General features: G+C 64.1%; 18 protein-coding genes. 12 read left to right on the top strand and 6 right to left on the bottom strand.

Annotated elements, in window-relative coordinates:
* Nucleotides 1-34 precede the first annotated feature (34 nt).
* The gene (locus ABZ728_RS03055; RefSeq protein WP_366654238.1) at nt 35-931 is read right to left on the bottom strand and encodes a LysR family transcriptional regulator; all 897 of its coding nucleotides are present in this window, start codon (nt 929-931) and stop codon (nt 35-37) included.
* 158 nt (nt 932-1,089) lie between these two features.
* Here ABZ728_RS03055 and ABZ728_RS03050 point away from each other — a divergent pair, with 158 nt between their 5' ends.
* From ABZ728_RS03050 to ABZ728_RS03030, 5 genes are all read left to right on the top strand, one after another.
* Nucleotides 1,090-2,373 carry a TRAP transporter large permease gene (locus ABZ728_RS03050; RefSeq protein ID WP_366654237.1) on the top strand — a complete coding sequence of 428 codons (1,284 nt, stop codon included), beginning with the start codon at nt 1,090-1,092 and terminating at the stop codon, nt 2,371-2,373.
* 46 nt (nt 2,374-2,419) lie between these two features.
* Nucleotides 2,420-3,406 carry a TRAP transporter substrate-binding protein gene (locus tag ABZ728_RS03045; protein ID WP_366654236.1) on the top strand — a complete coding sequence of 329 codons (987 nt, stop codon included), beginning with the start codon at nt 2,420-2,422 and terminating at the stop codon, nt 3,404-3,406.
* A gap of 15 nt (nt 3,407-3,421) precedes the next feature.
* Nucleotides 3,422-3,973, top strand: a complete 552-nt coding sequence (locus ABZ728_RS03040; protein WP_366654235.1) for a TRAP transporter small permease subunit — start codon at nt 3,422-3,424, stop codon at nt 3,971-3,973.
* A 69-nt stretch (nt 3,974-4,042) separates the two neighbouring features.
* On the top strand, nt 4,043-5,494 hold the full coding sequence (locus ABZ728_RS03035) for a D-aminoacylase (protein ID WP_366654234.1): 1,452 nt from the start codon (nt 4,043-4,045) through the stop codon (nt 5,492-5,494).
* A 515-nt stretch (nt 5,495-6,009) separates the two neighbouring features.
* On the top strand, nt 6,010-6,471 hold the full coding sequence (locus ABZ728_RS03030; protein ID WP_366654232.1) for a helix-turn-helix transcriptional regulator: 462 nt from the start codon (nt 6,010-6,012) through the stop codon (nt 6,469-6,471).
* 347 nt (nt 6,472-6,818) lie between these two features.
* Here ABZ728_RS03030 and ABZ728_RS03025 read toward each other — a convergent pair whose 3' ends face one another.
* From ABZ728_RS03025 to chrA, 4 genes are all read right to left on the bottom strand, one after another.
* Nucleotides 6,819-8,984: a M64 family metallopeptidase gene (locus ABZ728_RS03025; protein WP_366654230.1), complete on the bottom strand. Its 2,166-nt coding sequence runs from the start codon at nt 8,982-8,984 to the stop codon at nt 6,819-6,821.
* 161 nt (nt 8,985-9,145) lie between these two features.
* Nucleotides 9,146-10,288: a glycine cleavage T C-terminal barrel domain-containing protein gene (locus ABZ728_RS03020; protein ID WP_366654229.1), complete on the bottom strand. Its 1,143-nt coding sequence runs from the start codon at nt 10,286-10,288 to the stop codon at nt 9,146-9,148.
* Between the two features lie 176 nt (nt 10,289-10,464).
* On the bottom strand, nt 10,465-10,956 hold the full coding sequence (locus ABZ728_RS03015) for an Lrp/AsnC family transcriptional regulator (protein WP_366654227.1): 492 nt from the start codon (nt 10,954-10,956) through the stop codon (nt 10,465-10,467).
* A gap of 107 nt (nt 10,957-11,063) precedes the next feature.
* Nucleotides 11,064-12,287, bottom strand: a complete 1,224-nt coding sequence (gene chrA / locus ABZ728_RS03010) for a chromate efflux transporter (RefSeq protein WP_366654226.1) — start codon at nt 12,285-12,287, stop codon at nt 11,064-11,066.
* Between the two features lie 118 nt (nt 12,288-12,405).
* Between chrA and ABZ728_RS03005 the strand changes: the two genes are divergently transcribed.
* Together ABZ728_RS03005 and ABZ728_RS03000 are read left to right on the top strand one after the other, a co-directional pair.
* A complete protein-coding gene (locus ABZ728_RS03005) occupies nt 12,406-13,074 on the top strand; it encodes a histidine phosphatase family protein (RefSeq protein WP_366654225.1) in 669 nt (222 codons plus the stop codon).
* 118 nt (nt 13,075-13,192) lie between these two features.
* Nucleotides 13,193-13,867 (top strand): lipid-binding SYLF domain-containing protein, encoded by a 675-nt coding sequence (locus tag ABZ728_RS03000; RefSeq protein WP_366654224.1) that lies wholly within the window; start codon nt 13,193-13,195, stop codon nt 13,865-13,867.
* Nucleotides 13,868-13,895: 28 nt separating this feature from the next.
* Here ABZ728_RS03000 and ABZ728_RS02995 read toward each other — a convergent pair whose 3' ends face one another.
* Complete coding sequence (locus tag ABZ728_RS02995) at nt 13,896-14,678, bottom strand: AAA family ATPase (RefSeq protein ID WP_366654223.1); 783 nt, start codon at nt 14,676-14,678, stop codon at nt 13,896-13,898.
* On the opposite strand from ABZ728_RS02995, the gene ABZ728_RS02990 reads away from it, so the two are divergent.
* From ABZ728_RS02990 to ABZ728_RS02970, 5 genes are all read left to right on the top strand, one after another.
* Nucleotides 14,654-14,872 (top strand): hypothetical protein, encoded by a 219-nt coding sequence (locus ABZ728_RS02990; protein WP_366654222.1) that lies wholly within the window; start codon nt 14,654-14,656, stop codon nt 14,870-14,872. The two genes, ABZ728_RS02995 and ABZ728_RS02990, sit on opposite strands and share 25 nt — an antisense overlap.
* Nucleotides 14,873-14,953: 81 nt before the next feature.
* Nucleotides 14,954-16,570: a cytochrome ubiquinol oxidase subunit I gene (locus tag ABZ728_RS02985; RefSeq protein WP_366654221.1), complete on the top strand. Its 1,617-nt coding sequence runs from the start codon at nt 14,954-14,956 to the stop codon at nt 16,568-16,570.
* Nucleotides 16,571-16,580: 10 nt separating this feature from the next.
* Nucleotides 16,581-17,726, top strand: a complete 1,146-nt coding sequence (gene cydB / locus ABZ728_RS02980; protein ID WP_366654220.1) for a cytochrome d ubiquinol oxidase subunit II — start codon at nt 16,581-16,583, stop codon at nt 17,724-17,726.
* Between the two features lie 24 nt (nt 17,727-17,750).
* The gene (cydX, locus tag ABZ728_RS02975; protein ID WP_366654219.1) at nt 17,751-17,867 is read left to right on the top strand and encodes a cytochrome bd-I oxidase subunit CydX; all 117 of its coding nucleotides are present in this window, start codon (nt 17,751-17,753) and stop codon (nt 17,865-17,867) included.
* Nucleotides 17,868-18,026: 159 nt separating this feature from the next.
* On the top strand, nt 18,027-19,052 hold the full coding sequence (locus ABZ728_RS02970) for a tripartite tricarboxylate transporter substrate binding protein (protein ID WP_366654218.1): 1,026 nt from the start codon (nt 18,027-18,029) through the stop codon (nt 19,050-19,052).
* Nucleotides 19,053-19,174: the final 122 nt, after the last annotated feature.

Here is a 19,174-nt window from a genome sequence, read left to right as displayed (position 1 = left end):
GACGACTCGCTCGAAAGGGGATACTTGGCCCGACTCAGCCGGGGCCGAGCAGGTCGCGCATCTCTGTTGCCAGCATTTCTGCGGCCTGGCGCTGGCCGAGGCGGTCGGGCGTGAGGGCGAAGATGTCGAAGAAGATCGGCGATGCCAGCGCGACCACCTTCATATCGGCCAGTTCGGCGGCCGCCGCCGTGAACTCGTCGACGATGACGCAACGGCGCAGTTCGGCCGCCAGTTGCGGTATCGCCATCAGGGAATAGGCGGTAATCTGGTCGTCGACGCTGATGCCTTCCTTGACGAAGACGTCGTTCAGGATCCGGCCGATCGGCCCGCGCGAGGTCATCCGGATCCAGCCGGAATGGTCGGCCAGATCGCCGACGGTCACGGCGTCCTTTTCCGCCAGCGGCGATTCGACCGGCACCAGAACGACCAGCTTTCCCTGCCCGATCCGCGTCGTCACCAGATCCGGGCTGTCGATCGTGCCGGCGACCAGACCCAAATCGACCTGCCCGGCGCGAATCGCACGGATCTGCTGGGCGGCAGTGGCGATGTCGACATTCAGCCTGACATCCGGCATCGCCTGAAACATTCGGCTCAGCGCCCGCGGCAGATGGCGGTGTGACAGCAGCCCGATGCACATGATCGACAGCCGCGTGCCGGTGCCCTTGCGCAGCGCATTCACCGTCGCTTCCAGGCGGGCCACGCCGTCACCCAGGAACCGGCTTTCGGCATAGAGCGTATCGGCTTCGACCGTCGGCGTGATGCGGCCGTGATCCAGCGTGAACAGCGGAACGCCGAGCCCGGCCTCGAAATCGCGCAGATGCCGGCTGACGGTCGGCTGCGAAAGGCGCAGATAGCGGGCGGCCGCGCTGATCGCGTTGCGCTCGTAGACGGCGCAGAAGACCTGCAATCGCTGAAGGGTGATCGGGCGCATCGGAACCGCATTCGTCGGGTATCGAGCCCCTCCATAGCAAAACACTATGAAATACCCAAAAGTTTTCTATTCATGAATAGGGTTTCCGGCCCTTAGCCTTTCGGGGCCGATATGGAAAACGAAGAGGGGGCCGCGCGCCCCTCGGGGGACCCAGTACCTTGCCTACGATCGCGATACTCAGCTTTTTGGCGCTCGGCCTGCTTTCGGGCGCTGCGATCGCCTATATCATCGGCGCCTCGGCGGTCCTGACATTTGTCGTCGGCGGCAATTTCCAGTATCTGGCCGTCCTTCCGCAGCGGCTTTACAGCCAGCTCGACGTATTCGCCTTTCTCGCCATGCCGTTGTTCATCCTGGCCGGCGACCTGATGAACCGCGGCGGCCTCGCCCGCTCGCTGATCGATTTCTCGATGTCGCTGATGGGCCGTCTCAAGGGCGGTCTCGGGCACGTCAACATCATGACCAGCGTATTCTTCGCCGGCGTCAGCGGCTCGGCGGTTTCCGACGCCGCGGCACTGGGCAACGCCCTCGTTCCGGAAATGCAACGACGCGGCTACAAGCTCGATTATGCCGCAGCCATCACCGGGGCGTCGTCGATCATCGGCCCGATCATTCCGCCCAGTTCCATACTGATCTTCTATGGCGCGCTGATGGAAACGTCGGTGGCCGCCCTGTTCGCAGCCGGCATTCTGCCCGGCCTGCTGCTGGCGGGCGTCCTGATGGTCATGAACGCCTTCTATGCGTGGCGCGACGACCATCCCGGCGGCGCCGACATGGACGTGCCCCGGATTCTGCCGTCGTTTCTTCGCGCCATTCCCGCCCTGACCCTGCCGGTGATCATTCTGGGCGGCACGCTGTTCGGGTTCATGACCCCGGCCGAAGCCGCGGCGGTGGCCGTGGTCGCGGCACTGGCCATCGGCCTTATCCAGGGCGACCTGAACTATGCCCGGATCATGGAAAGCCTGACACGCACCGGCGTACTGCTGGGCGCCCTGTTCATCATTCTGTGCGCGATCTCGACGTTCAGCTATCTGGCGGCGCTGGAGCAATGGCCGCAGGCGATCGCCGCCCAGATCAACGAATGGGGCCTGTCGCCGCTGCAGTATCTGATGCTGATCAATCTGGTCTTTCTGGTCGCGGGCATGGCGATGGACGTCAAGGCGGCCGTCGCTCTGTTCGCCCCGATCTTCGTGCCGGTCGCCCTGTCCATGGGCCTCGACCCCGTCCATCTGGGCATCGTGATCTGCTTCAACATCACCGTGGGCCTGCTGTCTCCGCCGCTGGGCGGCGTCCTTCTGATCCTCGCGACCACCGTGAACATGAATTACTGGCGCCTGATCCGGGCGACCCTGCCCTTTCTGTTCGCCGAGATCGGCGTTCTCGCCCTGCTGACGTTCTTCCCGGCGATTACGCTCACCCTGCCGAGGGCCCTGGGACTGGTTTAGGGCCTGTTTACCACCACCGACCGGACAACCGGCAATGGAGGCATCCATGAGAGTATATTCCACGATTCTGGCCGCGACGGCCCTGGCGACCATCGCCTGGACCTCGGCCTCGGCTCAGGAAGTCAAGGTCGCCATGAACGGCGTCGACGATCCGGAGACGAATGCCGAAGCGGCCTTCGTTCAAGGCTTTGAGGACGCGCTGGAAGACTCGTCGTTCTCCGTCAGCGTCTTTCCGTCCGACACCATCGGCGGCGAAGACGAGCGCTTTGACCAGATCGCCCAGGGGCTTATCCACGTCAACCTGGCGACCGCATCGACCGCCTATGGCATGAGCCCGCTGGTTGCTGGCGTCGCGCTGCCGTTCATGTTCGAGAACAACGACGAGTTCGACGCGCTGATCAACGACACCGACCTGCTGGACGAGATGAACGAGCCGTTGAGCCCCAACGGCGTGCGGCTGGCCGGGTTCAACTATATCGGCACCAGCATCGGCATCCACAACGCCGAACGGGCGATCACGAAAATGTCCGACCTGGAAGGCCTGCGCTTTCGGGCGCTGAACGCCGAACAGCTCGCTTACCAGGAGGCGCTGGGCGCCAGCGGCACGATCGTCGCGTGGTCCGAAGTCGCCAACGCCATCCAGACCGGCATCGCCGACGGCTATTTCAACCCACCGAACTCGGCCATCCGCACCGGCCATACCGAATTCCTGGTGCACTTCACGCAAGCCAACATCGCGCCGTCGACCCGGTTGGTGCTGATCTCCGAAGACTGGTACCAGTCGCTGGGCGACGAGGAACAGGCCACGATCGACGAGGCCATCGAGGCCGGCATCGAGGCCAATCGCGCCTGGATCGCCGATTGGTCGGAGTCGGTGCGCCAGCGGCACGAGGAAGCCGGCGTCACGATCTCGGAACTGGAGCCCGGCGAGCGCGAGAAAATGGTCGAGGCCGCCAGCACGACCTGGGAAGACGTCATGGACCCTGAGCACCTGGACGCCTTCGTCAGCGCCCTGGACCAGGTCCGCAACTAACCGGCGGAGGCGGCTATGCACGGCTTCAGAAAAGCGATCCTGGCACTCAGCGGCGGTCTCGACCGGGTGATCAGCGGCTGCACGATCGTCTTTCTGGTCGTGCTCGTCGCCGTCGTCATGCTTCAGGTGGTGGCGCGATATGTGTTCGCGTCGCCACCGCCCTGGACCGAGGAAGCGGCCCGTTATGCAATGATCTGGGCGGGCCTTCTGGGCGCGACCATGTCGTTCAAACGGCGCTTCGACCCTGCCCTGTTCAAGGAGCCGGGCCAATCCGCCCTGTTGGCAACGGCGTCGCTGCTGATGCAGTCGGCCATCGTGCTGATCTATCTGCTGCCGATACTCTGGCACACGGTCTACGGACCCTATATGAACCCCACGCGCGGCTTCCTGTTGCGGCACAGCCGCATGATGGCCGACGCGCTGCCGTTTCCGACGATTCTGGTCGCGATCTCGGTGCCGATCATGATCGTGACGATCCTGATCCATCTGTCCGCCCGCTGGTGCGGGGACGACCGCCCCGCCGACGTCAGCGACCCGGAAATTTCCGGCCGTCAGGTACTCGACTGACGCCGCGACCGGCATTGCCGATGCTTTGACGCCTCTATCCATCAACCGACCGCTCGACGGAGAACCGCTTTGCGCGCCGATATTCTGTTTCGTGGTGCCCGCATCATCGATGGCACGGGTTCCGCCTCCTTTACCGGCGACGTCGCCGTGATCGATGACCGGATCGCCGCCGTCGGCCAGCTTGGCGACTGGACGGCCAACAAGGTCGAGGATTGCACCGGCCTGGCGCTCGCGCCCGGTTTCATCGATCCGCACGTCCACCACGATGAAGCCATGCTGACCGACCCGCTGCTGGCCTGCATGACCAGCCAGGGCGTGACCACCGTCATCAACGGCAATTGCGGATTCTCCATCGCGCCGCTGACCACCGCGCGCGATCTGCCGCCGCCGATCAGCGCCATCGTGTCGAACGATGCACCGCGTTTTGCCAGCTATGCCGACTACAAGGCCCGACTCGACGCCGAGCCGACCGCCGTCAATGCCGCCTGTCTGATCGGGCACGGGACGCTGCGGCTGAACGCCATGGACGACCTGACCCGCGCCGCCGACGCGACCGAGACCGCCGCCATGTGCCGCCAACTCGACCAGGCGCTGACCGAAGGCGGCATCGGTCTGTCGACCGGCACCTTCTACCCGCCGGCACGGGCCGCGACGACGCAGGAACTGATCGACGTTTCCAGCGTGCTGAAATCCCACGGCAAGCTTTATGTCACCCATATGCGCGACGAGGGCGACGGCGTGATCGCGGCGCTGTACGAGACGTTTGCCGTCGGCCGCGATGCCTGCTGCGGTGTGCATGTCTCGCACCACAAATGCGCAGGGCTGGCCAATCACGGCCTGTCGGAAACGACACTGAAGATAATCGACGACGCCATGGCAAAACAGGATGTCGGCCTCGACACCACACCCTATACCGCCAGTGCGACCATGCTGAATTCGGGGCGGCACAAACAGGCGACCCGCGTCATCGTCACGGAATCCGAACCGCACCCGGAACAGGCGGGCCGCGACCTGTCGGCCATCGCCGCCGACTGGGGCGTCGATCTGGACACGGCCGTGGAACGCCTGCTGCCCGCGCTCGGCATCTTCTTCATCATGGACGAAGGCGATGTCCGGCGCATTCTGGGCTATGAGCACACGATCGTTTGCTCCGACGGCATTTCCAAGGGCAGCCACCCGCATCCACGCGTCTGGGGCACCTTCCCGCGCGTGCTGGGCCACTATGTCCGCGATGTCGGGCTGATGACGCTGGAAACCGCCGTGCGACGCATGACCTCGATGCCGGCCGACCGCTTCGGCCTGAAGGGACGCGGCCGGATCACCAAGGACGCCTTCGCCGACCTGGTTCTGTTCGATCCCGAAACGATCGCCGATGCGGCGACGTTCGAGAACCCGATCCAGCCGGCCAAGGGCATCGCCCGCGTCTATGTCAACGGCCGCGCCGTCTGGGCCGACGGCCAATCCACCGGCACCCGCCCCGGCCGCACCGTGACAAAGGAACAGCCGGTTCAGGTGGTGTGAGCCCGTCGCTACCCTGATCGTTCCCGTTGCCATCATCCTGATCGCTCCCGCCGCCACCCTTCCTGATCGCTCCCGCCTTGAGCGGGAGCCCCGCGCATTGGCTTCCGGCGGACGAAACGCGACCCTCCCCTACTCGCGACAACACTCGGTTGAGCGGCATCCTGCACAACCCTATAGCGAAAAACATCTCCACATGATAGCGTGTCTCCGGGGACGCCCACTGCGGCCCCGGGGTGTAGAAGCCCCGCGTTAGAGGTGGCGTCGCCTTATCGGCGCCCGGAACCCTGGCCCGTGGATCGGTTGACAGGCAAAGGGGATGGTGTACCCACTCACCTCCCTAAAGGCCCGTCACCCTTTCGGGGTCGGGGGGCCGCCTGCGCATGTCCAGGCGCTTCGGCGCTAAAGGCAGGCGGAGCCGACTAACGCGGCCTTCTAACCCCCCGACCTCCGCCCGGTTCGTCATTCCCGCAATTCAGCGGGGATGACGGATGGGCGCCGATCGTCAAGGGGAACCGATGGCCGCTTCGCACGCCGACAGGACCACTCACACCGCCAATCCCGCCGATGCCCATCTGGCAGCCGACAGCCCATGGCGCGGCGCCTCGGTGGAGCGGGAGGCCGGCCGCGCCGTCGCCTACAACATGATCCGATGCCGTCAGTCCCGGCGATGGTCCATGCGCAAGGTCGCGCTTTATCTGGGCGTGTCGCCACGGCGGATCGCGGAACTGGAATTATGCCGCTCACTGCCGTCGCTGGCGGAAACCCTGCGGCTGGCAGGGCTGTTCGACGTGCCGCTGGAGCGCATGCTGATGCCGCTCGCCAGCCCGCCGAAACCGTCGCAAGCCTTCCTCGACGCGCCCAACCCGGCGCCCCCTGCCGACAACGACCTGCCCGGCGACCATGCCGGTGAGTTGATCTACGATGACCCCTTCATGCCCGACCTGGACCGGCTGATCGCCACTCAATGGCGAGGCTGAGGCGTTGGCGCGGGCGTGACCTCGATCGATTGTCTGCAGCGGTGACACGGATCGAGGCCCCTGATCGATGTCCTACGACATTCACAGATCATCCGCGCATCCTCGCCCCACCCTGATAGTCCTCCACCCTGATCGTCCCCGACACCGATCGGGGACCCCGAGCCGGATGCACCCGGTTCGTGTTTCACGATCGAAAGTAGCTGCACGATGTCCCGGGTCGGCAGCGCGTCACTTCGTGACCGCGCAACGCACGGGACGATCAGGGTGCGGAAATCATTATTCCCGCAATCGGTACCAATGCGTGAACACGATTGGATCGATGCCAGGGAGGATCAGGAAGGGAGCAATCACGGGATGTGGATGTCGCCCCCGTCGTGACCGCCGCCGGTGCCGCCGCCCTGACCGCCTCCGCCATGACCGCCGCCGGTTCCTCCCCCCTTTCCGCCGCCGGTCTGGGCGCGGATGGTGAAGAATTCGGTATCGGACCATCCGGATTTGCGGCCCGACCGGTTTTCGGCCCGGACACGCAGCTTGTAACCGCCGGACAGGCTCAGCGCGTGCGAGAAATCGGCCTGTGCCTCGCCGCCCGTGGTCAGCGCCGTCCAGTCGCTACGGGCCTGCGTTCCGCGAAAGGATTGATCGCGCCGCGTGATCTGGGCGCTGAAACGGACATCCTGGCCGTTCGGGTCGGCGGTGCGCGCCGATATCCTGATGCGTTGGCGCGTTCCTTCGGGATTGACCGAAACCTGCCGCACCGAAACATCGCTGGGGGTCGAGGGGGGCTCGACGCTTTCGCGGTCCGGCACGCAGTGAAGGCCGATCCGATAGTCCGGCATCGGATCCCACGGCGTGAACGGGCACCGCGACCGGACATCGACCGTCAGCCGGTCGCCGGGGTCAGCGGTAAAGCGCCAGCGCGTGCGCGGCGGGGTCGGGCCACCGTCGAGCGCGCGATGATCCCTGATGGTGCGAAGGTCGCCGTCGCCCCGCAATTGGGCCGACAGCAGCCACGGCTCCGGCAGGGTGGCGGCGACCAGCTCCACCGTCAAGGGCACCGATCCGCCGGCATCGATGACGATCTGTTCGGACGCCGGGGTTCCGTCGTCCTCGGCATCGACCTCGATCATCACCGGATCGCCCGACGGATAATCCACCCGGAACAGGAACCGGCCCTGCGGCAGAACCCGCGCGAATCCGTTGGTCAGCGCCTCGCGGCAGACCGCGCAAAAGGCCAACCCGGCGGACGACCGCCGCATGGCGCAGTCCTCGGCCGGCCGCCAGATGCCACGGGTAAAATAGCCCCCGCCCTCGGCGCCGATCACCGGCTGTTGGTCCCAGTCGGGCAATTCGGAGGGCGCGTCGATCCAGCGGCGGAATTTCTTCAAGCCGGAGTCGGCGGTCAGATTTGGAGCGGCGAGCGGCTGGCCGAGATAGGTCTCGTCGCGGCCCATATCGTACTCATCGCCCAGCCTTGCCAGAATGGTGTGTCCGAGTTCGTGCAGCAGCACCGACACGTCACCGCTATGGGGCGGGTCGTCGGCGTCCCCGCCCTGCCGGGTCGGCTGAAGGATCACCGGCCCCAGCGCCATGGCAAGCGGCGGGGCGCCGCCGAAGCGCGGCGCCCGGTGATCGGCGAGGAAGATCAGAATGGTGGGGCCGGTGCCCAGCGCCTCTGCCGCGTGCCCGATGGCGGCGAGGCGGGCGAGATTGCCCAGCGCCACACGGTGCTTGCCGCGCGGGTCAGTATAGCTTGCCACGACATGGTCCCCGTCGGGCGTCTGATCGGGCTTGACGCTCCACACATTGGTGACGGTCTTGAAGCTGAAAAAGGGCTCGTTGGCGCGATCGTCAGCGGGCGTTGTCAGACGTTCGACCGCGGCGTCGACGATCCGGTCGAAGGCGGCCATGTCATCGGGCGGAAAGCCGTCGGGGACGAACACCAGATCGACGGCGCCGTCCAGCGGCGCCCGGCGGGGATAATGGCGCACCGGATCGGGAATATCGGGAACCGATGCGCCGTCGTAACGAGCAGCACTGAAAAATCCCAGTTCGGATTTCAGGTCGTGCCCTTCGAACTGGCTCCGGATATCGTCCTCCCAGTCCGCCCAATGGTCAACGATGTCGCCGGTGACGTTACCGCCGACATCGACCTCGCTGTTCACCGTCGGCCCGGCATCCGGCGATATGCCAAGCCTGATCGACAGGCCGACATCGACATTGATCCGGGGGCGCGGCAACAGCGGCAGCAGATAGACGCGGGTCCGGAACCCGTTCTCGCCGCTGGCCGGGATGCGCAGTTCCAGACCGTCGGGGCCGTCGGCGAAGAAACGGGGTTCGTCGGACAGATCGATCCGGGTCTGCGCCCGGGAAATCCTGGCGATCTTCGGAAGGCTGTCGTCTGCTTCGACCATCGCCATATGCGTGATCTCCGGCCCCAGAATGTCGGCAGCCGACGGCCAGACCTGATGCAGAAAACGATTGAGATATCGGATGTGATTCCGGCGATCGCTCATCACTGCCTCCGCTGTCGCGACTGGTCGACCGCGCCCCCGGACGACGGATGCCCGTATGCTTTTTCCTGTTCAGTTTGCGGATTGGAGTGGGGTGTGTCTTGGCAAATCGGGAAGTCGCTTTTTGCGGAACATGAACCGGACCGTTCTATCGGCCGGGCTATTCAGGAGGTGGCGATCTTCTTCTTGGGATCGAAGAACGGCCGTTCCACAATCGTGGCCTGAACCGGCCCCTGGGGCATTGCAACGTCCACCACCGCGCCGATCTCGGCCCAGTCGGCGGAGACCATTGCAAGGGCGATGTTCTGCTCAAGGCGTGGCGAATAGACAGCGGATGTGACCTTGCCGATGGTGTCGCCATCTTTGGTGATCGGCCAGAAGGTCGTGTTCGGTCCCTTCAGTCGTGCACCTTCGATGCGCAGGCCAACCTGTTTGCGGCTGACGCCATTGTCACGGATGCGGCGCAGCGCGGCCTTGCCGATGAAATCGGCTTCCATGTCCAGATTGACCAGCCGGTCCATGCCCAGTTCGAAAGGGTTCGTATTGATGTCGGCATCGGCCTGATACGAGAGCATGCCGCCTTCGATCCGGCGAATTGACGAGGTATGGCCGGGCTTGATGCCGAATGGCGCCCCGGCCGCCATGATTTTTTCCCACAGTTCGTCTCCACGGTTCCCGTCGCGCAGGTAAAGCTCGTAGCCGAGTTCGCTGGACCAGCCCGTGCGCGACACGATCAGCGGGATGCCGTCCAGTTCCATTTCGCGCAGTCGGTAATAGCGCAGATCCATGATCGTGTCGCCGAACAGCGCCTGCATCACGTCGCCGGATTTCGGGCCCTGCAATTGCAGCGGCGATACGTCCGGTTCGCGGATCGTGACATCCATTCCCGAATGCACGGCGACGCCCTGAGCCCATAACAGGATGTCGCTGTCGCCGATCGAGATCCAGAAGTGATTTTCGGCCAGCCGCAACAGGATCGGATCGTTCAGAATGCCGCCGTCGGCATTCGTGATCAGGATATATTTGCACTGCCCGACGGCCATGGTCGACAGATCGCGCGGCGTCAGCATCTGCGTGAAAGCCGCAGCATCCGGGCCGGTGATTTCAACCTGACGTTCGACCGCGACATCACAAAGGATCGCGTCGTTCACCAGATTCCAGAAGTTCTGCTCCGGATCGCCAAAGTCGCGCGGAATATACATGTGATTATAGACGGAAAACGCCCGCGCGCCCCACCGGACCGTCGCGTCGAAATACGGAGATTTGCGAATTTGCGTGCCGAAACCAAAATCGTCTGATTGTGTCATTATACTCACCTGTATGCACCAACGCCCAACCGTCGGCGGGAAATTTAGCTTGATCGATCTTTTTATCCCGGAACCCGGTCTGGATGCAGACTGAAATTGGCGAAATGAAAGACAGATCAGACCGATTTTTCCGGTCCGACAGACCGTTCAGGCGGATGGTCAGGCGTAGTATGGCATCAGGTAGCGGCCTCGGCGATCAGTGCCGCAAGGTTGGGCGGACTGGATTTGATCTCGCGCGTTACGATGTAGATCATGTAACGCTGGATTCCGAGTTCGGCGACGAGCAGGGATTCCATCAGGGCTTGGAAGTCCGGCAGACTTGGGGTGAAAATCTTCAGGACATAGTCCATACCGCCGCCCGTCGCGATGCATTCGGTGACCGCGTCCAATCCGCAAACATGGTCCTCGAAGCGGTCAAAATCAGACTTGCGATGATGTGTCAGGGCGACGGTCACAATGACCTCGGTAAAGCCCCCGATGCGACCGAGCGCGATTTCAGCGCGATACCCGCGAATGTATCCCGCCGCCTTCAGTTTGTTCAGCCGGGCCCAGCACGGTGTCGGCGACAGATTGACCATTTCTGCCAGTCTGGTTTTGCTCAAGGGTCCGTGCTGCTGAACCGCGCTCAGAATGCGGATATCCGCAGCATCAAGGCCGGGCTTCTTCATTTTACCGTCGCCATTTCCGGGCTTCGCTCCAATAGTCGTGGAGCGGTCAGCCTCGCCGAGGAGACCGGCCGATTCAAGGCCTCTGTCCGATCACGAGGCCGCCACTTCTACGCCCCGGCGCCCAATACCGCAGCCCCCACGACCCCCGAGACAACGACGACGGCCCAGGCGGGCGCCTTCCAGACCGTCAGGGCGACGAACCCGGCCGCCGCTATGGCCATGGCCGGCGCCGACGCGATTCCCTGACTGAAGACGGGATCGTAAAGCGCCGCCGCCAGCAGGCCGACGACCGCCGCGTTCACGCCCATCAGGGCACGCCGGACGTTGGGCGCGGTGCGCAGACGGTCCCAGAACGGCAACGTGCCGACGATCAGCAGCGCCGATGGCAGAAAGATCGCCAGCAGCGCGATGACCGCACCGACGAGGCCCGACGGGCCCTGCTGGTGAACGGCGCCGAGAAAGGCGGCAAAGGTGAACAGCGGCCCCGGCACCGCCTGCGCCGCGCCATAGCCGGCCAGAAAGGCATCGCGGTCAACCAGTCCGGGACCGACGACTTCAGCCTGCAGCAGCGGCAGAACCACATGCCCGCCACCGAACACCAGCGCGCCCGCCCGGTAATAGCTGTCGACCATCGTCGCCACGCCATCGCCCGTTGCCGCCCACAGCGGCAGAACGACCAGCAGCACCGCGAAAGCCGCGAGACAGGCGAACGCCGCGCGGCGGCTGACCGGCACGCGAACGTTGTCAGCGCCATCAGCCGAGGCGTCAGCCGGTTTCAGCCAGAGCAGACCGGCCGCCGCGCCAATGGCAATCGCCAAAACCTGCCCAACGGCCGTCGGCATCAGCATCGCCACGATCATGCCGCCGACGGCGATCGTGGCGCGCTGTTTGTCGGGCGCCAGATTGCGCGCCATCCCCAGAACGGCATGAGCGACGACGGCCACGGCGGCAGCTTTCAGCCCCTGAACCCAGCCCGCCTCTGCTCCCATCTTCGTTTCGAAGGCGCCGATGCCAAAGGCGAACGCGACCAGAAGCATGGCCGACGGCAGCGTAAAGGCCGTCCAGGCCGCCAGCATGCCCGCATACCCGGCACGCTGCAGGCCGATCGCCATGCCGACCTGGCTGGAGGCGGGACCGGGCAGGAACTGGCACAGCGCGACCAGATCGGCATAAGCCCGCTCGCCCAGCCAGCCACGGCGGGTCACCACAGCATCGCGGAAATATCCCAGATGAGCCACCGGCCCGCCAAACGATGTCAGCCCCAGCGTCAGGAACAGGCAAAAAACTTCCCACGCCGTGCCTTGCGGGCGCACGGTTTGCCGACGCGTCATGAGCGTTTCCCCGGGGTCAGGCCGCCGTCGGCGGCGCGTTGTCTCCGTGCCGGATTTACCGGTATAACGGTGGCCGGGGTACCCCCCGCCGCAGCAATTTAACCGTATTGTCATAATCATGAAAACGATCGAGTGGTGGTGGATCCGACACGCGCCGGTCATCGACCCGGCCGAAACCATCTATGGCCGGACCGATCTGGCCGCCGACATCGGGTCTTCGGCCGTCGCCGGTTCCCTGGACTGGCTGGCGTCCCTGCTGCCGGCGGATGCGGTCTGGGTCGTATCGCCTCTGCAACGAACCAGCATGACGGCCCGGGCTCTGGCTGACCGGGTGGGCGTGCCTGCAAACCTCGTCGTCGATCCCGAACTGATCGAACAGCATTTCGGCGACTGGCAGGGCCGCCCGAAAGCCGATGTCTACGGCACCATGGGGCCGGACCATCCGTTCTGGCAGGCGCCGGCGACGACGCCGGTACCCGGCGGCGAAAGCTTTGCCGACGTGATCGACCGCATCCGCATCGCCATCGCGCGACTGGCCACGTCAACCGCAGGTCCGGTCATCGTCGTCGGCCATGCGGGCCCGATCCGCGCCGCTCTGGCGGTTGCACTGGATCTCTCGCCGGCAGCGGCGCTGCGGTTTCATCTGGACCCGCTGGGCCTGACACGAATCACATCCTTCCTGCCTGCTTCGGCCGGCACCACGACCTGGAGCGTGACGACCGTCAACGCTATGGGCACCAGCGCCGCCGTCAAACCCATACAATCCAATGTTTCTGAATCTGAATAACCTAATGGATTCAGCCTTCAAGTGGACAAAGTTCCAGCATAGCGTTAAGGTTAGGCACGTTTTGCGATCGACGCCCGCTCAGCGTTCGCCGATCCGCTTGCAAGTTGAGGAGTCGACCATGAGCCTTCGCCGCCGTGATTTTCTGGCCGGTTCCGCCGGTCTGCTGGCCGCGCTGTCGGTCGCCCGCCCGGCCCTGGCCTCGACGGACCAGGAAACGCTGGTCTCACGAGCCGCGATCACCATCGACGGCCTGCGCAGCGATCCCTCCTATGGGCTGATGGACCGCTATCTATCCGCCTCCCAGGCCGTCCTTATCGTTCCGGAACTGCTGCGCGCCGGCTTCATCTTCGGCGGCGAAGGCGGGTCGGGCGTCCTGCTGCGCCGTCACCCCGAACTCGGCTGGTCTTATCCGGCCTTTTATCTGCTGATCGGCGGCAGCGTCGGGTTCCAGATCGGCGGCCAGATCTCCGAGATCGTGGTGTCGATCATGAGCCAGCGCGGTCTGATGGCCATTCTCGACCGGCGGGTGACGCTGGGCGTCGATCTCAGCGGCGCGCTCGGTCCCGTCGGGGCCGGCGCCGGGGCGCGAACCGGGCTCGACTTCGACGCCGACAGCTATGTCTTCTCGCGCAATCAGGGCCTTTACGCCGGCGGCAAGCTGGACGGCACCGTCATTCAGCCGCGCTATAGCTGGAACGAATCCTATTACGGTGCAGGCGCCACGCCGGGCGCGATCCTCGACGGGCGCTTCACCAATTCGCAGGCCGACACCCTGCGCAGCGTTTTGCCGTAAGCGGTGACTTCCGCCGCCACTGGGTCGGTCAAACCCGATCGAAGAAGGCCTTCATCACCCTGAATTGCGGCGTCTCGCGGAAATCGACCGGCCGGATGTCGGCGCCGTCGATCAACAGCACCTCGGCGTCGCACTGGCTCATCAGCAAAGGCGAGTGAGTCGCCATGATGACCTGGGTCTTGTTCGATCCGTCCCAGTTGGACATCAGGTCCAGAAGCCGCTGCTGACGGGCTGGGGACAGGGCGGATTCCGGCTCGTCGAGCAGAAACAGGCTGCGATGCCCGGCGGCCAGCCGGTTTTCGAACAAGGCCAGGAACGATTCGCCATGGCTCATCGTCCCCAGATCGCGGCCGCCGCCATAGGCGTCGCGCATCATCGGCCAGCGCCGCGCCATCTGATCGATATAGGTCGAGAATCGATGAAAGGTCTCGGCGCGGAAGAAGAAGCCGTTCGTCACCTTCGGCAGCCATGACAGCCGCAGCGCCTGATCCAGCGGGTAGGCCGATGCCGCCCTGCTGTCCGCTTCGGAGTCCGCCCCAACATCGGCATCGCCGATCTCGTCGCGATCGCTATCGACATCCGGGTCTCCGGTGCGCCGGCTCATCTGGGTAGCATTGTTGCGCCCCCCGCCGCCGGCGTCGAACCCGCATTGAACCGCAATTGCCTCCAGCAAGGTCGACTTGCCGGACCCATTCTCGCCGGTCAGGATCGTGACCGGGCGCCGAAATCCCAGCGAGAACTCCCCCGTCCGCAGGAAGGGCAGCGTATAGGGAAACACGCCCGGTGATGCGCGATCCGGTCGAAGTCGCATTTCTTTCAGATATGGCGGACGCATCTGTTGCCTTCCTTGAACACCTGGGGAAAGAAGGGTGGCCAATGGTTGACCCGGCCATTCAATGGCCCATCGGCCACGGGACATCAAATGATTGTCCGATCTTCCCCACACCGTTGCCGCAAATTTTACCGATGCAGCGCGTCGGCTTGATTCATATCAATGATCGCTAATTCACATCGGCTTACCCCATGCGGATATTCGGGAGCCTTTTGCCGACTGGCATTCCCCCCTACCGTATGGGAGTTGGCGTCATGCTGATTGATCCGACAGTTGTTGAGCTGTCGCGCCTGCAATTCGCCCTAACGGCGATGTATCACTTTCTGTTCGTGCCGTTGACGCTCGGCCTGTCGCTGATCATCGCGATCATGGAAAGCGTCTATGTCATGACCGGCCGCCAGGTCTGGCGCGACATGACCAAGTTCTGGGGAATCCTGTTCGGCATCAACTTCGCCATGGGCGTGGCGACCGGCATCACCATGGAATTCCAGTTCGGCACCAACTGGGCCTATTTCAGTCACTATGTCGGCGATATCTTCGGCGCCCCGCTGGCGATCGAAGGGCTGATGGCGTTCTTCCTGGAAGCCACATTCATCGGGCTGTTCTTCTTTGGCTGGGACCGGATGTCCAAGCTGGCCCATCTGGGCGTGACGTGGATGGTGGCGCTGGGCTCGAACCTGTCGGCGCTGTGGATCCTGATCGCCAATGCCTGGATGCAGAACCCGGTCGGCGCGGAATTCAACCTCGACACCATGCGCATGGAGATCGTCGATTTCGGGGCGGTCATCTTCAACCCGGTCGCCCAGTCGAAATTCGTGCACACAGTCAGCGCCGGATACGTGACCGGCGCCGTTTTCGTGCTGGCGATCAGCGCGCTTTACCTGCTTTGGGGCCGTCATATCGGATTCGCCAAGCGCTCGATGACGGTCGCCGCCTCGTTCGGTCTGGCCTCGGCGCTGTCGGTCGTCGTCCTGGGCGACGAAAGCGGCTACACGATCACCGACAACCAGCGCATGAAGCTCGCCGCCATGGAAGGCATGTGGCACACCGAGCCGGCGCCGGCACCGTTCACGATCGTCGGCCTGCCCGATCTGGAGAACCGCGAGACACACTACGAGATACAGGTGCCGTGGGCGCTCGGTCTGATCGCCACCCGGTCGATCAGTCAGGAAGTGCCCGGCATTCTTGATCTGGTCGATGACGCCCGCGGGCGGATCGACAACGGCCTGCTGGCCTATGAGGCGTTGCTGACCCTGCGCGAAACGCCCGACGACGCCGAAGCTCAGGCCGTCTTCGACGAACACCAGCTCGATATGGGATACGCCCATCTGCTGCGGCCATTCGTTGAGAATCCGCTCGACGCGACGCCGGAGCAGCTGGAAGAAGCCGCATGGTCCACGGTGCCGAACGTGCCGGTGCTGTTCTGGTCGTTCCGGGTCATGGTCGGGCTGGGCTTTTTCTTCATCGCCTTGTTCGCGGTCGCTTTCTATCTGTGCTCGACCCGGCGGCACCAGACGCGCTGGTTCCTCTATGTCGCGGTGGCCTCGTTGCCGACACCCTGGATTGCGGCCCAGCTCGGCTGGCTGGTCGCCGAATACGGCCGGCAGCCCTGGGTGATCGAAGGCATGCTGCCGACGTTTCTCGGCGCCTCGTCGCTCAGCGTCGCGCAACTGGTGACGACCATCGTCGGCTTCTGCCTGATCTACAGCGTGCTCGCCGTGATCGATGTCTATCTGCTGGCGAAATACATCAGGATCGGCCCCTACGGCGAAGCCCCCTTCCTGCCGGACCGGATGCAGCCCGACAGCGCCAGACGCGGCAATACGCCGATCTATGGCCCCAATTCCAACCAACCGGCCGGCGCCGAGTGACCGGGAGATCATGACAATGCTGCTCGATTACGAAACCCTGCGCCTGATCTGGTGGTTGCTGCTCGGCGTCCTGCTGATCGGCTTTGCCGCCACGGACGGCTTCGACATGGGCTCGGCGATCCTGTCCCCGGTGATCGCCCGGACCAACGACGAAAAGCGCATGATCATCAACACGCTCGGCCCGGTCTGGGAAGGCAACCAGGTCTGGTTCATCCTGGGCGGCGGCGCGATATTCGCCGCCTTCCCGCCGCTCTACGCGGTCAGCTTTTCCGGCTTCTATATGGCGATGTTCGTCGTTCTGACCGCGCTGATCCTGCGGCCGGTGGCGTTCAAGTTCCGCCAGAAGGTCGACAATGAACGCTGGCGCAAGACCTGGGATGTCGCGCATTTCATCGGCGGTTTCGTGCCGGCCCTGATCTTCGGCGTGGCGGTCGGCAATGTGCTGCAGGGCGTGCCGTTCAACCTCGACGACGATCTGCGCAGCTTTTATACCGGGAGCTTCTTCGGCCTGCTGAACCCCTTTGCCCTGCTCTGCGGCGTTCTTTCGGTGCTGATGCTGTCCATGCACGGCGCCACCTGGTTGTCGATGAAGACCACGGGCGCCCTTTACCATCGCGCAAGGTCCTATGGGTCAATGGCGGCACTGGGGGTCATCGCCCTGTTCGCCCTTGCCGGGCTGTGGATCGCTTTCGGCATCGACGGCTATGTCATCACCTCGACCATCGACGGCGACGGCCCCAGCAACCCGCTGCGCAAGACGGTGGAAACCGTGGCTGGCGGCTGGTTGACCAACTATGGCACCTATCCGTGGATGACCATCGCCCCGATCCTGGGCTTCGGCGGTGCGCTGGTCGCGCTGGCGGGGCTGCGCGCCGGTATCGACTGGATCGGCTTCATCGGCTCGAAGATCAGCATCCTGGGCATGATCTCGACCGTCGGGCTGTCGATGTTCCCGTTCATCCTGCCGTCGAGCACCGATCCGCGCAGTTCGCTCACCGTTTATGACAGCACGTCGAGCCATCTGACGCTGTTCATCATGCTGGTGGCGACCGTGGTGCTGCTGCCGATCGTGCTGGCCTATACCGCCTGGGTCTACAAGGTCCTGTTCGGCCGGGTCAGCCAGGACGAAATCGACGCCAACAGCCAAGCCTATTAACGCCTTATCGGAGAGATCAATCGCATGTGGTACTTCGCCTGGATCCTCGGCCTCGGCCTCGCGGCGGCTTTCGCCATCCTGAACGCCATGTGGTACGAGCTTTACCTCGACGACAACGCCGACGCCCGCGAAGACGGCTGACGTCGTCAGACGTCCGGACTGCGCCGATCAAGGGCCGCACGGTTCATCCGTGCGGCCCTTTTTTGCGTGAATTGACAAACCGTCCCTCCTTCGCACAAGGTAGTTATCTAACTAGTTATTTAGTTATGGCATTGCCAACAATCCTGGGGAGGACAAAAAATGACCAACCGCTTGTACATTCTTGCTGCCGCACTGTCGGCAGGAGTCGCCGGACCCGCACTGATTGCGGGCCAGGTTCAGGCGCAGGAGTACGAATGGCAGCCGGACGAGCCTGTCACGATCATCGTGCCATGGGCTGCCGGCGGGTCGACGGATACCGTCACCCGGGTGCTGGCGAACGAACTGGAACAGGCGATCGGCCAGTCCTTCGTCGTCAACAATCAGCCCGGCGCATCGGGGTCGGTCGGAAGCCGGTCGGTCTGGGAAGCCGACCATGACGGCATGATGATCGCCGCGGGCGCCGCCGCCGATCTGGGCGCCTATCCGGTTCTCGACATGCTTGACGTCACCCTCGATGAATGGCGCCTGTACCTTCACATCGCAAACGTGTCGGTGATTTCGGTCCATCCCGACTCCGAGTACGAGGATTTCGGCGACCTGATGGCCGCCTGGGAAGAGAACCCGGGCGAAATCACGGTGTCGACGGCAGGCGTCTCGTCGGCCGGGCACATCGCAATATCGGCGATCGGCAGCGCGGCCGATATCGAATACCGGCACGTCACCTATGACGGCGGCAACCCCGCTGTCATCGCTGCCGTGTCCGGCGAAGTCGACGTCACCTCGCAGCTTGCCTCGGAGCAGGCCGAAATGATCCGCGGCAACCGGCTGAAGCCGCTGGCCGTCGTGGCCGCCCGTCCGCTGGAGATCGAAGGTTATGGCGAGATTCCGTCGATCACCGATTGGCTGCCGGACATCGAAGCCGCGAACAACTATTTCGGCATCTTCGTGCCCGCGGACGCCCCGGAAGAGGTGCTGAACACTCTCGACCGTGTATGGGAAGAAGAAATCGCCAATTCCGAAGCGCTGGCCGAGTATGCAGCGGATAGCGGCGCGGTCTTCGACCCCAGCTATGGCGAAGCGGCGCAGGAAGCCGTGATGCCGATGCTGCGGATCAACGCCTGCCAGCTTTTCGAGGGCGGTCAGGCAGCGAACGATCCGGCCGATTTCGGTATCGAATGCAACTGAGCCTGACGGACATTTTCCAGTCATGACGGCGCTGGCCGCGTCTGCTCCGGACAAGGGAGCGGGCGCGGCCTGTTATATCACCCGCCTTACGGCTTCCGACCGAGAACCCATTCGGAGACATC

The organism is Fodinicurvata sp. EGI_FJ10296, from assembly GCF_040712075.1.
Lineage (GTDB): Bacteria > Pseudomonadota > Alphaproteobacteria > DSM-16000 > Inquilinaceae > JBFCVL01.
Note: the sequence above shows the minus strand (reverse complement) of the source record. Positions and strands in the feature narration are given on the sequence as shown.